The organism is Aeromonas sp. sif0611 (assembly GCF_019218845.1).
Lineage (GTDB): Bacteria > Pseudomonadota > Gammaproteobacteria > Enterobacterales > Aeromonadaceae > Aeromonas > Aeromonas media.
The window spans coordinates 168,586-182,002 of sequence record NZ_JAHUWU010000002.1 but is presented as its reverse complement, the minus strand read 5'-3'; the positions used below and the strand labels follow the sequence as shown (position 1 = coordinate 182,002).

Genomic DNA, 13,417 nt, shown 5'->3' with positions numbered 1-13,417 from the left:
TTTTGGCACTTTGTGCACCCTATAACACAGTGCATAGCTCATTATCATAAGCACTTAAAAAACAATAACTTGGCGTCAGGTGTGTAAGGAAGATAAATATGATGGCTATGGGGGTGTTGATCGTTGATGCCGATGAACAGCGGCGTCAGCAACTGGGAACTGTGCTCTCCTTCATGGGGATCCCCTGGCAGGAGGTGGTGGAAGCCGATCTGGATGTGGCCATCGAGACTTCCGGCCCGCTGCAAGGGGTCCTGACGGGCAAGCTGCTTGAGCGCTCCCTCGGCGAGCTGCTGGCCGCCTTCCCCCGCATCCCGTTCCTCTCCCTGATGCAGGCGGATCACCCCAACAGCAACTTCATCGGTGGCAGCGACGAGCCCTATACCTATGAGTCCCTGACGCGCCACCTGCACTTCTGTCAGGCCTTCATCTCCCTCCATCCCCGCCAGCAAGTGCACGACAAGGGCCAGACCCTGTTGCGACTGCTGGTGGGCAAGGGGCGGGGGATCCAGGAGGTGCGCCGCCTCATCGGCCAGGTGGCACAGACAGACGCCAACGTGCTGATCCTGGGGGAATCCGGGACCGGCAAGGAGGTGGTGGCCCGCGCCATCCACGAGCTCTCTGCCCGCAGCGCCGGCCCCTTCGTGCCCATCAACTGCGGCGCCATTCCGGCGGAGCTCCTGGAGAGCGAGTTGTTCGGCCACGAGAAAGGGGCCTTCACCGGCGCCATCGCCGCCCGTCGCGGCCGCTTCGAGCTGGCCCAGGGGGGTACCCTGTTCCTCGACGAGATCGGTGACATGCCGCTGCCGATGCAGGTCAAGCTGCTGCGGGTGCTGCAGGAGCGACTGTTCGACAGGGTCGGTGGCGGCAAGCCCATCCAGGCCGATGTGCGTATCATAGCGGCGACCCACCGGGATCTGGAGGCGATGATCCGCACCCAGGGTTTTCGCGAAGATCTCTACTATCGCCTCAACGTATTCCCCATCGAGACGCCGCCCCTGCGCGAGCGCTGCGACGATATTCCCCTGCTTTTGCAGGAGCTGCTCAACCGCCACGGGGAGCAGCACAGGGGGATCATCCGCCTTACCCAGCGTGCCATGGAGTCCCTGATGCAGTACCCCTGGCCTGGCAACGTCCGCGAATTGTCGAACCTCATCGAGCGGCTGCTGATCCTCTACCCGAACCAGATCATCGACGTGGCCGACTTGCCGGGCCGCTACCGTCTGCTGCCAAGCGAGCCCAGGGACGAGCGGCTCACCGAGATGGACGAGCGGGATGCCTTGGCCGCCGTGTTCCAGACGCCCCCAGTGCTGGATCCCGGCCTTGCCGCGCCGCTGCCCATGCAACTGCCCCAGGAGGGGCTCAATCTCAAGGAGATGCTGGCGGATCTCGAGGTGGAGTTGATCCGCCAGGCCCTGGAGTCCCAGGATGGAGTGGTGGCCCGCGCCGCCGACCTGCTGAGCATGCGCCGCACCACCCTGGTGGAGAAGATGAAAAAATACGGCATGAGCAAGGACAACTGAGGTCAATGCTTTGACGGCCACAGTCAATGCATTGATATATAACAAATAATTTACTGGCATGGAAATTGAATAAGCTGACCCAATCGCCAGTTTGAGGTCAGCATTATGACAATCTCGCAGCAGGACAATCCGCTCCAGTCACACGAAGTGAGTCAGCTTTATGCCATCTTCACGGCACTGCCGACCGGCGTGCTGCTGCTCGACGGGGAGGGGCGGATCACTCGCGCCAACCCGGCTGCCCTGACCCTGCTGGGGGAGCCGCTGGAGGGGCAGGCCTGGCGCCAGATCATCGCCCGCTGTTTCCAGCCCAGGGAAGACGATGGACATGAGATCTCCCTGCGGGACGGTCGCCGGGTGCAACTCTCCACCCAGCCGCTGCCGGATCAGCCCGGCCAGCTGGTGTTCATCACGGATCTCACCGAGACGCGCCAGTTGCAGGACAGGGTCAACCATATGAAACGGTTGTCGGCCCTGGGCAACATGGCGGCCTCTCTGGCGCACCAGATCCGCACCCCTCTCTCCGCCGCCATGCTCTATGCGGCCAACCTCGCCAACCGCACCCTGAAACCGGAATCCCGCACCCAGTTCCAGCAAAAGTTGATGGCTCGCTTGCAGGATCTCGAGAAGCAGATAAACGACATCCTGCTGTTTGCCCGCAACGGCGACAACCAGGTGGTGGCCCCTGTCTCGGTACAGGGGCTGCTGGCGGAAGTGCAGGCCGGTGCCGAGGCCTTCTGCCAGCAGCAGGGCTGCGCGCTGCACATGGAGGCGCCTGAGCCGGATCTCTGTCTGCTCGCCAACAGCAGTGCGCTGGCCGGTGCCATCAACAACCTGATCGCCAACGCCAGACAGGCCGGGGCCGATTCGCTCTTGGTGAGCGCGGTGCGCAGCGGCAACCGGGTGGAGATGCGCGTCCTCGACAATGGCAAGGGGATGCCTGCCCAGTTGCTCAACCAGATCTTCGAACCCTTCTTCACCACCCGCTCCCAGGGCACAGGCCTCGGGCTTGCCGTGGTGCAATCCGTGGTGCGTGCCCATCAGGGGGAGGTCAGCGTGGCCTCGGTGCCCGGAGAAGGAACCTGTTTTACCCTGTCGTTCCCCCTGCATCAGCAAGCGGTGCAGCTTGGAGGTGTAGCATGAATCCCATCTTGTCCCTGTGGTGCAAGGCCTGCGGGCCCGTGGTTGGAGGTGTGGCATGACCCAGGCCCGTATTCTGGTGGTGGAAGACGACAACGGTCTGCGCGAGGCGCTGGTGGATACCCTGCTGCTCGGCGGTTACGAGTGCCGCGAGGTGGACAGCGGCGAGCGGGCCCTGCTGGCGCTCTCTCGCCAACGCTTCGACATGGTGATCTCTGACATCCAGATGGGAGGCATGGACGGCCTCACCCTGCTGGCCAACATCCGCCAGCAATATCCCCAGGTGCCTGTGCTCCTGATGACCGCCTACGCCAACATCGACGGGGCCGTGCGCGCCATGCGGGAAGGGGCCATCGACTATCTGGCCAAGCCGTTTTCCCCCGAGGTGCTGCTCAACCAGGTCAGCCGTTACGTGCCGGCCCAGAAGGTAGAGAAACGCGCCGTGGTCTATGGCGATCCCAAGACCGCCGAGCTGTTCCAGCTAGCGACCCGGGTCGCCAGAAGCGAGGCCACCGTGATGGTGACGGGCCCGAGCGGGACGGGCAAAGAGGTGCTGGCCCGCTACATCCACGACAACTCCAGCCGCGCCGAGCAGGCCTTCGTCGCCATCAACTGCGCCGCCATTCCGGAGAACATGCTGGAGGCGACCCTGTTCGGTTACGAGAAGGGGGCCTTCACCGGCGCCGTGCAGGGGTGCCCAGGCAAGTTCGAGCAGGCCCAGGGCGGCACCCTGCTGCTCGACGAGATCACCGAGATGGATCTCGGTCTGCAGGCCAAGCTGCTGCGGGTGCTGCAGGAAAAAGAGGTGGAGCGGCTCGGCAGCCGCAAGATGATCCCGCTGGACGTGAGGGTCATCGCCACCAGCAACCGGGATCTGAAGAAAGCGGTGCAGGACGGCCTGTTTCGCGAAGATCTCTACTACCGTCTCAACGTCTTCCCCCTGCGCTGGACCTCCCTCTGGGAGCGGCCCGGCGACATACTGCCCCTGGCGGAGCACCTGCTGGCGCTCCATGCCAGTCAGCAGGGGCTGCCGACACCGCAGCTGGCCGATGCGGCGCGCGAGCGCCTGCTGACCCACCCCTGGCCCGGCAACGTGCGCGAGCTGGACAACGTGGTACAACGGGCCCTGATCCTCTGCCCCGAAGGTCTCATCGATTGCGAGCATCTGATCCTGGAGGAGACGGACGAGGAGCTGGTGCGCCCCCTCGAGCGTCTGTCGGGGGAGGGGCTCGGCGGCGAGCTCAAGCAGCAGGAGCACCAGATCATCCTGGACACCCTGCAGGAGTGCAACGGCAGCCGCAAGGAGGTGGCCGACAAGCTCGGCATCAGCCCGCGCACCCTGCGCTACAAGCTGGCCCAGATGCGTGACGCCGGCATAGAGCTGCCCGCCTAGCACCTGTTGCCGGTGTCATGGCCTTGCCGGCCCGGCTCGATTATCATGGGGCCCTCGGCATCATGAGCCTGGGCCCCGTTGTGACTGCAGACAAGAGCCTGATCGCAGACAAGGGGGAGCAGCGCCTTTACAAGGGACTCCTATGATCTCTCATCGCAAACTGGAAACCGTGCTCAATCACCTGCTCGAGCCTCATGCCATCAAGGACTACTGTCCCAACGGGTTGCAGGTGGAGGGGCGCGAGCGCATTCGCCGGGTGGTCACCGGCGTCACCGCCAGCCAGGCCCTGATCGATGCGGCCGTGGCCCTGGATGCCGATGCCATCCTGGTCCATCACGGCTACTTCTGGAGCGGGGAACCGCCCCAGATCACCGGCATGAAGCAGCGCCGTCTCAAGACCCTGCTGACCCACGACATCAACCTCTTCTCCTACCACCTGCCGCTGGACGTGCACCCCGAGGTGGGCAACAACGCCCAGCTCGCCAAGCTGCTCGGCATCAAGGTGCGCCGCGGCCTGGAGCCCTGGAACAGCAAGAGCGTCGCCATGGTGGGCAAGCTGGAAGAGCCCATGAGCGGAGCCGACTTTGCCAAGCTGATTGCCGAGCGACTCGGCCGTGAGCCGCTCCATTGCGGCGACAGCGGCCCCGAGCTTATTCGCTCCGTGGCCTGGTGCACCGGCGGCGGCCAGAGCTACATCAGCCAGGCTGCCGAGCAGGGGATCGATGCCTTCATTTCGGGTGAGGCTTCCGAGCAGACCATTCACACCGCTCGCGAGATGGGCATGCACTTCTACGCAGCCGGTCATCACGCCACCGAGCGTTACGGCGTCAAGGCGCTGGGGGAGTGGCTCGCCACCGTGCACGGGCTGGAAGTAACCTTTATCGATATCGACAACCCGGTCTAGGTTTGATTAGCCGCATAGCGGGGTAATCGGACGTGACAGCAGCAGTTGCGCTGGTAGATAGAAATGACAAGGGAGGCCAAAGCCTCCCTTGTTACATTTTGCATGCAGCGAGCAGCGGTTACTCGCTGGCATAACCCGCCGGGCCGAGTTCGGCGCCATCCAAGAGGGCGGCACCCTCCTGCATCTTGAGCCGTCCCTCGCAGAACCACTGCACCACCAGGGGGTAGATGCTGTGTTCCTGGACCTGCACCCGGGCAGCCACCTCGTCGGCACTGTCCCCTTCGAAGATGGGGACGCGAGCCTGCAGGATCACAGGGCCGCCATCCAGCTCCTCGGTGACGAAGTGGACGCTGGCGCCGTGCTCGCGCTCCCCATCGTCGATGGCGCGCTGGTGGGTGTGCAGCCCCTGGTATTTCGGCAGCAACGAGGGGTGGATGTTGATCATCCGCCCGGCGAAGTGACGCACCAGATCGGCGCTCAGGATCCGCATAAAGCCGGCCAGCACCACCAGATCCGGCTGATAGTCCGCCATCAGCGCCAGCAGGGCGACGTCATACTCCGCCCGGCTGGCAAACTGCTGCTGGGCCAGGATGGCTGTCGCTACTCCGGCTTCTTTGGCGCGAACCAGACCATAGGCATCGGCCCTGTTGCTGATGACGCCGACCACCTCACCGGCAACCTTGCCGCTGGCGCAGTGGTCGAGAATGGTCTGCAGGTTGCTGCCGTTGCCGGAGATCAGCACCAGGATCCGTTTCATGGGGGAGGTCATTTTATGATGACTTGTTCTTCGCCATCGGCCGCCTTGGCGATGTGGCCTATGTGCCAGGCGTTCTCGCCTTCGGCCTTGAGCAGGGCCAGCGCCTTGTCCAGCTGATCCGCCGGCAGGGCAATGATCATGCCGACACCGCAGTTGAAGGTGCGGTACATCTCGTGACGGGTGACGTTGCCAGCCTGCTGCAGCCAGCTGAACACCGCCGGCCACTGCCAGCTCTGCTCGTCGATCACCGCCTGGGTATTGGCGGGCAGCACGCGGGGGATGTTCTCCCAGAAGCCGCCACCCGTGATGTGGGACAGGGCGTGGATCTCGCACTCCTTGATGAGCTTGAGCACCGGCTTCACATAGATGCGGGTCGGCTCCAGCAGGGCGTTGGCCAGGGTGGTCTCACCCAGCGGCTGATGCACATCGGCCTTGGAGACTTCCAGGATCTTGCGCACCAGGGAGAAGCCGTTGGAGTGGGGACCGCTTGCGGCCAGGGCGATCAGGGCATCCCCTTCGCCGACCTTGCTGCCGTCGATGATCTCGCTCTTCTCCACCACACCGACGCAGAAACCGGCGATGTCGTAGTCTTCCCCTTCATACATGCCAGGCATTTCGGCGGTCTCGCCGCCCACCAGGGCGCAGCCGGACTGCTCGCAGCCTGCACCTATGCCGGTGACCACGGCGGCGGCGGTGTCCACATCCAGCTTGCCGGTGGCATAGTAGTCGAGGAAGAACAGGGGCTCGGCGCCTTGCACGATGAGGTCATTGACGCACATGGCCACCAGATCGATGCCCACGGTATCGTGCTTCTTCAGATCGATGGCCAGACGCAGCTTGGTGCCCACACCGTCGGTACCGGAGACCAGTACCGGCTCCTTGTAGCCAGCAGGGATTTGACACAGGGCCCCAAAGCCGCCAAGACCACCAAGGACTTCAGGACGACGAGTGCGCTTTGACACGCCCTTGATACGTTCAACCAGTGCATTGCCGGCATCGATATCTACGCCAGCATCCTTGTAGCTCAGTGAGGTTTTGTCAGTCACGCGTATTCCCCGTCATATAGAGAAGTGGAGGGTAAAATTCGGGGCGTATTCTACCAGTGGGCGGGTAAAAGCAGAAAGAAAATCGTTTGCGCGTTTTTGCGTGGAAAAGCTCTACAAGCCGCGGCTTTTGTTGTATGATTCCGCGATTTTTTGGCGCCGGTTCGAGGAGATAATAATGAAAGTCGTTGAAGTCAAACACCCCCTGGTCAAGCACAAGATCGGTCTGATGCGCGAAGGCGACATCAGCACCAAGCGTTTCCGTGAACTGGCCAAGGAAGTGGGCAGTTTGTTGACCTACGAAGCGACCTCTGACTTCGAAACCGAGAAAGTTACCATCGATGGCTGGAACGGGCCAGTGGAAGTTGACCAGATCAAGGGCAAGAAGGTCACCGTCGTGCCTATCCTGCGCGCCGGTCTTGGCATGATGGATGGTGTGCTCGAGCACATGCCGAGTGCCCGCGTCAGCGTGGTCGGCATCTACCGTGATGAAGAGACCCTGCAGCCGGTTCCCTATTTTGAGAAGATCGTCAGCAACATCGAAGAGCGTCTGGCCCTGGTCATCGACCCCATGCTGGCCACCGGTGGCTCCATGATTGCCACCATCGATCTGCTGAAGAAGAAAGGCTGCCAGTCCATCAAGGTGCTGGTGCTGGTTGCCGCTCCAGAAGGGATCAAGGCGCTGGAAGCCGCTCACCCCGACGTGGAGCTGTTCTGCGCCTCCATCGATCAGGGGCTGAACGAGAAGGGCTACATAGTCCCGGGTCTGGGCGATGCCGGCGACAAGATCTTCGGCACCAAGTAACCCCTGACGCCATAGCTGCTCTCTCTGAAAGAGCGCAAACGGAGCCGGCACCTTGCCGGCTCCGTCGTTTATCCCGCCCTCCGGCTTGCTGCCATGCGTGCCTTGCCGCTACCATAAGCAGCATCCCCCATTTCGAGAATCTTCTTTATGCTGAAACGCTTAGCGACTCTCCTCTGCTGTCTGCCACTCGTGGTGTCGGCTGCCCAGGTGACCGACCTCTATCAGGGCAAGGCGCCGACCAGCGGCGACATGACGGCCGCCCAGTCCCAGGCACTGGGGGAGGTACTCGTCAAGGTGACCGGCAGGCGCGACATCCTCACCCAGCCCGAGGTGGCCAAGGCGCTGGCGGCGCCCGGTGACTATGTGCAGCACTACGGCTATCAGGATGTGGGACCGGTCAAGTTTCTCAAGGCCGATTTCAATGTGGCCAAGGTCAATGCCCTGGTAGGCCAGAGCAAGTTCCCCCTGCTCGGGCCCGTCCGCCCGCAAATGGCACTCTGGCTGGTAATAGATGAAGGGGAGCGCCGCATATTGCCGGATCAGTCCAGCGACGGCTGGTCCGCCGCCCTGCGCGGCCAGGCCCAGGCCATGGGATTGCCGGTCAGCATCCCGCTGATGGATCTCGATGACAACATGGCGGTCAGCGCCACCGATGTCTGGGGCCGTTTCGCCGACCCCATCCTCAAGGCGAGCGAGCGCTATGGCGCCGAGATGGTGGTGCTGGGCAAGCTGACGCCGGAAGGGGAGAAGTGGAGCATCGACTGGGGGCTCTATGGCACCAAGCCGGGAGCCCAGGGCGGCGCAGAATTGACCGAGCTGACCAAGGGGGCCGGCTCAGGCACCCAGGCCGAGGTGGCGCAGGGCATGGCCGATACCCTGGCGGGCTGGCTGGTACAACAGTACGGCACTCGCCTGTCCGGGGTCGCCTCCAGCCAGACTCTGGTGGTGGAGGGGCTTGCCGGCATCGATGGCATGATCCAGATACAGAAGATGCTGCAGGGCATGGCCAGCGTCACCAAGGTGGCGATCGGCAAGCTGGAGGGGGACAAGGTCACCTTCAACCTGTCGCTTCAGGGAGACAAGGCTGAGCTGGTAAGGGGCCTGCAACTGGAGAGTCGCCTGCACCAGATCGAAGACAACGAGAGCGGTCTGCGTTACCAGTGGTCGCAGCCCTGACGCTTTCTGCTTATCCCAACCGCCCGGCATGAAGAGTCTGTGCGGTTCTCCAGCTCGAGAGCCAGCAGTGCTAGATCGAAGACAACGAGAGCGGTCTGCGTTATCAATGGTCGCAGCCCTGACGCTTTCTGCTTATCCCAACCGCCCGGCATGACCCGGGCGGTTCTCTATCTGCCATTGCAATGATACACTTGGGCGCAAATATCACAGTCAAAGCCCAACGAGTGAAGCAACCGGCCCAACTGTCTTTAGCCGTACAATTACCGGATGATGAAACCTTCGTCAGTTTCTATCCCGGCAACAACGCCCATCTGATCACCGCCCTCAAGAATGCGGCCATCGGTCAGGGCGCTCCTTTCCTCTATTTCTGGGGAGCCAAGGGCTCCGGACGCTCCCACCTGCTGCACGCTACCTGCGCCGAGGTCAATGCCCGCGACGCCGCTGCCGCCTATCTCTCCCTCGATCAGTTCGAGCAACTGGATCCCAGCATGCTCGACGCCCTTGAAAGCCTGCCGCTGGTCTGTCTCGACAGTCTCGAAGCCATTGCCGGCAATACCGTGTGGGAGCGGGCCCTGTTCGATTTTTACAATCGCTGGAAAGAGAAAGGCGAGGGCACCCTGGTGGTGACGGGGTGCAGCGCCCCACGCAAGCTGGGTCTGCAACTGCCGGATCTCGCCTCCCGCCTGGATTGGGGTGTGAGTTTCCATCTCGACGAGCTCGATGACGAAGGCAAGCTCAGTGCCCTGCAGCTGCGTGCCGAGCTGCGGGGCTTCAAACTGCCCATCGACGTGGGTCGCTTCCTGCTCAACCGCTTGTCCCGCGACATGCGCACCTTGCTCGCCACTCTCAATCAGCTTGACAACGCCTCCTTTCGCGCCAAACGCAAGCTCACCATCCCCTTTGTCAAAGAGATCCTCGAGTTGTAGTCCTGTGGAGTTTGTTCGCTTGCCGTGAAAAACAGACAAAAAGAAACCCCGGCTGATGGCCGGGGTTTTGTCATTTCAAGGGGCACTGCCTATCAGTGGAACTGATCTTCTTCGGTGGAACCGGTCAGGGCGGTCACCGAGGATTGGCCACCCTGAATGACGGTGGTCACCTTGTCGAAGTAGCCGGTGCCCACTTCCTGCTGGTGCGCCACGAAGGTGTAGCCACGCTCGGCAGCGGCGAACTCCGGCTGCTGCACCATTTCGACATAGTGCTTCATCCCTTCGCCGCGGGCGTACTGGTAGGCCAGCTCGTACATGTGGAACCACATGTTGTGGATGCCCGCGAGGGTGATGAACTGGTACTTGTAGCCCATGTCGGAGAGCTCCTGCTGGAAGCGGGCGATGGTGGCATCGTCCAGGTTCTTCTTCCAGTTGAAGCTCGGGGAGCAGTTGTAGGCCAGGATCTTGTCCGGGTACTGGGCCTTGATGGCCTCGGCAAATTGACGCGCCTCGTCCAGATCCGGCTTGGCGGTCTCGCACCACACCATGTCGGCATAAGGGGCGTAAGCCAGACCACGGGAGATGGCCTGCTCGATACCGGCCTGCACCTTGTAGAAGCCCTCGGCGGTGCGCTCACCGGTCAGGAAACCGGCATCGTAGGGATCGGCGTCCGTGGTCAGCAGGTCGGCGGCGTTGGCATCGGTACGGGCGATCACCAGGGTGGTGGTGCCGCAGACGTCGGCCGCCAGACGGGCTGCGATCAGCTTTTGCACCGCTTCCTGGCTCGGTACCAGCACCTTGCCGCCCATGTGGCCGCACTTCTTGACGGAAGCGAGCTGATCTTCGAAGTGCACGCCGGCGGCGCCCGCTTCAATCATCCCCTTCATCAGCTCGAAAGCGTTCAGCACGCCGCCGAAACCGGCTTCCGCATCCGCGACGATCGGCAGGAAGTAGTCGATGAAGCCGGCATCCTGCGGGCCCACCTTGTTGGCCCACTGGATCTGGTCGGCGCGGGCGAAGGAGTTGTTGATGCGCTCCACCACGGACGGTACCGAATTTGCCGGGTAGAGGGACTGATCCGGGTACATGGTGGAGGAGAGGTTGTTGTCCGCCGCCACCTGCCAGCCGGAGAGGTAGATCGCCTCGATGCCCGCCTTGGCCTGCTGCACCGCCTGACCGCCGGTCAGGGCGCCGAGGCAGTTTACATAACCTTTCTTGGCGCCGCCGTGGATCAGCTCCCACAGCTTGTCGGCGCCGCGCTGGGCAAGGGTATGCACCGGCTGCAGGCTGCCACGCAGGTTCACCACGTCTTCGGCGCTGTAGCCGCGTTTGATCCCTTTCCAGCGGGGGTTTTCCGCCCAGTCTTTCTCGATAGCCTGGATCTGTTGCTCACGGGTCAGTGCCATATCAGTTCCCTCTTTCATTGATTTCACGTTTCCATTGACTTGTTATTGGCGAGCCCCGCCCGGGGCCCGTGATTCAGAGCCGCTCGTAACCGGGCAGCGTCAGAAAATCGATCAGAGTATCGGCGCAGGTGATCTGCTCCATCAGCTCGCTCGCCTCGGCAAAGCGCCCCGCCTGCCAGCGGGCATCGCCCACCTCGGCTTTGACCACCTCCTGCTCCTCGGCCAGCATCTGGCGGAACAGCGCCTTGGTCACCACCTTGCCGTTCGACAGGCTCTTGCCGTGTCGTATCCACTGCCAGATGGAGGTGCGGGAGATCTCGGCGGTGGCGGCATCTTCCATCAGACCGTAGATGGGTACGCAGCCGTTGCCGTTGATCCAGGCTTCCAGGTACTGCAGGGCGACCCGGATATTGGTGCGCATGCCAGCCTCGGTGCGCTCGCCCTCACAGGGGGCCAGCAGATCCGCTGCCGTGATGGGAGCATCCTGCTCGCGCAGTTCGCTTATCTGGTTCTTGGCGCCAGCCGGGATGGCGGCGTTGAACACCGCCATGGCGGTATCGGCGAGGCCGGGGTGTGCGACCCAGGTGCCGTCGTGGCCGTTGTTGGCTTCACGCTCCTTGTCCGCTTTCACCTTGGCGAAGACCTCGGCGTTCACTGCCGGATCTTTGGCCGGAATGAAGGCCGCCATGCCACCCATGGCCAGGGCGCCGCGCTTGTGACAGGTCTTGATCAGCAGGCGCGAGTAGGCAGAGAGGAAGGGCTTGTCCATGGTCACCACCTGGCGGTCCGGCAGGACACGGTCAGGATGGTTCTTCAAAGTCTTGATGTAGCTGAAGATGTAGTCCCAGCGGCCGCAGTTCAGCGCAACTATGTGATCCTTCATCTGATAGAGCAGCTCGTCCATTTCGAACACCGCCGGCAGGGTTTCGATCAGCACGGTGGCCTTGATGGTGCCGCGGGGCAGACCGAACCTGTCCTCGGTCCAGGCGAACACCTCGCTCCACCAACGCCCTTCCAGATGGCTCTGCAACTTGGGCAGGTAGAAGTAGGGACCTGACCCCTTGGCCAGCAGCGCCTGATGGTTGTGCAGGAAGTAGAGTGCAAAGTCGAACAGGCCGCCCGGGATGGGCGCACCATCGAAGGTAACGTGTTTTTCCGGCAGGTGCAGACCACGGACCCGGCAGATGAGGACGGCGGGATCGGGATTGAGGGTGTAAGCCTTGCCTTCCGGACTGGTGTAGGAGACGGTGCCATTGACCGCATCGCGCAGGTTGATTTGACCCTCGATCACCTTGTTCCAGGCCGGTGCCAGTGAGTCCTCGAAGTCCGCCATGAACACTTTGACATTGGCGTTGAGGGCATTGATGACCATCTTGCGCTCGACCGGGCCGGTGATCTCCACACGCCTGTCTTGCAGGTCGGCGGGGATGCCGCGAATGGTCCAGTCACCGGCACGGATGTGGGCGGTTTCGGGCAGGAAGTCCGGCAACTCGCCGCCATCGATGCGGGCCTGGCGAGCCACCCGTTGTTTCAGCAGCTCATTGCGCTGAGGAGCGAAGCGTTCCACCAGTTCGGATACCAGGGCCACCGCATCCGGCGTCAGGATCTGCGCGTAATCGGGAAGCATCTCGCCTTGGATGTGCAGACGGGTGCTGCTGATGGTCTGGGCCGGTGCCGACATAGGTTTCACTCCTTTGAAAGTTACATTTTGAACTTACTAACTACGACTAACGTCTATATTCCTTTCTCTCAAACTCCCCGTAACAGCGGGGTAACACGACTCATAAGGTGCAAAATAATGCTTGGTTCGTCAACTTGATTTTTAAAACGGGTGTTTTTGGTTGGTATTTAAGTTTATGTTTTTAAAGTATTTATAAGATTAGCATAAAAGCTCTACGCAGATGGTTATGCTCTCGGTTGACGGAGCCGTCAGGGGGGATGAATGAACCGGGTATGGCACATCGAAAATGTAATTAATTACGTAATAAAATTACCAATGCAAAAACAAATCCCGACCTTACTCCAGGCTTTGTGAAAACAGCTGTATGAAATACCTACAGCCAACACAGTCGGCATCTGGTGTGCGAGGCCATTGATAGGTGAACTACCGTTTAAAACTGAAAGAGTGAATCTTGCGAAACGGAGGCGTTAGGAGGCGAGTGATGGAAATGACGAGCAATAACGTAGGTTTGTATCAAGGGGCGGGAGCAGGGGAGAGGAGGATGAAAGGGATCTCAGTAGTGAATAACACCAATTAATAGATGGTTATCAGCATTTTATGGTTATTTTTGTTGGCGGCTTTTTAGCCGGGACGAGATGGGGTGCCGGATAGCAAAACCGGCCTTTCAAC

General features: G+C 61.6%; 11 protein-coding genes. 7 read left to right on the top strand and 4 right to left on the bottom strand.

Features of this window, described 5'->3' with window-relative positions; translation table 11 throughout:
* Positions 1-98 precede the first annotated feature (98 nt).
* From KW824_RS05715 to KW824_RS05700, 4 genes are all read left to right on the top strand, one after another.
* Positions 99-1,520, top strand: coding sequence for a sigma-54 dependent transcriptional regulator (locus KW824_RS05715; protein ID WP_218409215.1), 1,422 nt, complete (start codon positions 99-101; stop codon positions 1,518-1,520).
* A 105-nt stretch (positions 1,521-1,625) separates the two neighbouring features.
* Entirely contained in the window at positions 1,626-2,660 is a 1,035-nt protein-coding gene (locus tag KW824_RS05710) for a PAS domain-containing sensor histidine kinase (RefSeq protein WP_043128822.1), read from the top strand.
* Between the two features lie 55 nt (positions 2,661-2,715).
* Positions 2,716-4,050: a sigma-54 dependent transcriptional regulator gene (locus KW824_RS05705; RefSeq protein WP_218409214.1), complete on the top strand. Its 1,335-nt coding sequence runs from the start codon at positions 2,716-2,718 to the stop codon at positions 4,048-4,050.
* A 142-nt stretch (positions 4,051-4,192) separates the two neighbouring features.
* Complete coding sequence (locus KW824_RS05700; RefSeq protein WP_218409213.1) at positions 4,193-4,954, top strand: Nif3-like dinuclear metal center hexameric protein; 762 nt, start codon at positions 4,193-4,195, stop codon at positions 4,952-4,954.
* A gap of 118 nt (positions 4,955-5,072) precedes the next feature.
* On the opposite strand, the gene purN is transcribed toward KW824_RS05700, so the two are convergent.
* Positions 5,073-5,711 carry a phosphoribosylglycinamide formyltransferase gene (gene purN / locus KW824_RS05695; protein WP_218409212.1) on the bottom strand — a complete coding sequence of 213 codons (639 nt, stop codon included), beginning with the start codon at positions 5,709-5,711 and terminating at the stop codon, positions 5,073-5,075.
* 8 nt (positions 5,712-5,719) lie between these two features.
* On the bottom strand, positions 5,720-6,757 hold the full coding sequence (gene purM, locus KW824_RS05690; RefSeq protein ID WP_218409211.1) for a phosphoribosylformylglycinamidine cyclo-ligase: 1,038 nt from the start codon (positions 6,755-6,757) through the stop codon (positions 5,720-5,722).
* Between the two features lie 175 nt (positions 6,758-6,932).
* Between purM and upp the strand changes: the two genes are divergently transcribed.
* From upp to hda, 3 genes are all read left to right on the top strand, one after another.
* Positions 6,933-7,559: a uracil phosphoribosyltransferase gene (gene upp, locus KW824_RS05685; protein ID WP_005302745.1), complete on the top strand. Its 627-nt coding sequence runs from the start codon at positions 6,933-6,935 to the stop codon at positions 7,557-7,559.
* 147 nt (positions 7,560-7,706) lie between these two features.
* Positions 7,707-8,735: a DUF2066 domain-containing protein gene (locus KW824_RS05680; RefSeq protein WP_139751092.1), complete on the top strand. Its 1,029-nt coding sequence runs from the start codon at positions 7,707-7,709 to the stop codon at positions 8,733-8,735.
* A gap of 224 nt (positions 8,736-8,959) precedes the next feature.
* A complete protein-coding gene (gene hda, locus KW824_RS05675; RefSeq protein ID WP_005331956.1) occupies positions 8,960-9,661 on the top strand; it encodes a DnaA inactivator Hda in 702 nt (233 codons plus the stop codon).
* A 92-nt stretch (positions 9,662-9,753) separates the two neighbouring features.
* Here the strand turns inward: hda and aceA are convergent, their stop codons facing one another.
* On the bottom strand, positions 9,754-11,067 hold the full coding sequence (aceA, locus tag KW824_RS05670) for an isocitrate lyase (RefSeq protein ID WP_182788447.1): 1,314 nt from the start codon (positions 11,065-11,067) through the stop codon (positions 9,754-9,756).
* A 73-nt stretch (positions 11,068-11,140) separates the two neighbouring features.
* Entirely contained in the window at positions 11,141-12,748 is a 1,608-nt protein-coding gene (gene aceB / locus KW824_RS05665) for a malate synthase A (protein WP_218409210.1), read from the bottom strand.
* Positions 12,749-13,417: the final 669 nt, after the last annotated feature.

Bases quoted from the DNA above. Each gene is read 5' to 3' on its own strand.
- purN (WP_218409212.1), bottom strand. From the start codon at position 5,711: ATGAAACGGATCCTGGTGCTGATCTCCGGCAACGGCAGCAACCTGCAG.
- KW824_RS05700 (WP_218409213.1), top strand. From the start codon at position 4,193: ATGATCTCTCATCGCAAACTGGAAACCGTGCTCAATCACCTGCTCGAG.
- KW824_RS05710 (WP_043128822.1), top strand. From the start codon at position 1,626: ATGACAATCTCGCAGCAGGACAATCCGCTCCAGTCACACGAAGTGAGT.
- KW824_RS05715 (WP_218409215.1), top strand. From the start codon at position 99: ATGATGGCTATGGGGGTGTTGATCGTTGATGCCGATGAACAGCGGCGT.
- KW824_RS05680 (WP_139751092.1), top strand. From the start codon at position 7,707: ATGCTGAAACGCTTAGCGACTCTCCTCTGCTGTCTGCCACTCGTGGTG.
- upp (WP_005302745.1), top strand. From the start codon at position 6,933: ATGAAAGTCGTTGAAGTCAAACACCCCCTGGTCAAGCACAAGATCGGT.
- aceB (WP_218409210.1), bottom strand. From the start codon at position 12,748: ATGTCGGCACCGGCCCAGACCATCAGCAGCACCCGTCTGCACATCCAA.
- aceA (WP_182788447.1), bottom strand. From the start codon at position 11,067: ATGGCACTGACCCGTGAGCAACAGATCCAGGCTATCGAGAAAGACTGG.
- KW824_RS05705 (WP_218409214.1), top strand. From the start codon at position 2,716: ATGACCCAGGCCCGTATTCTGGTGGTGGAAGACGACAACGGTCTGCGC.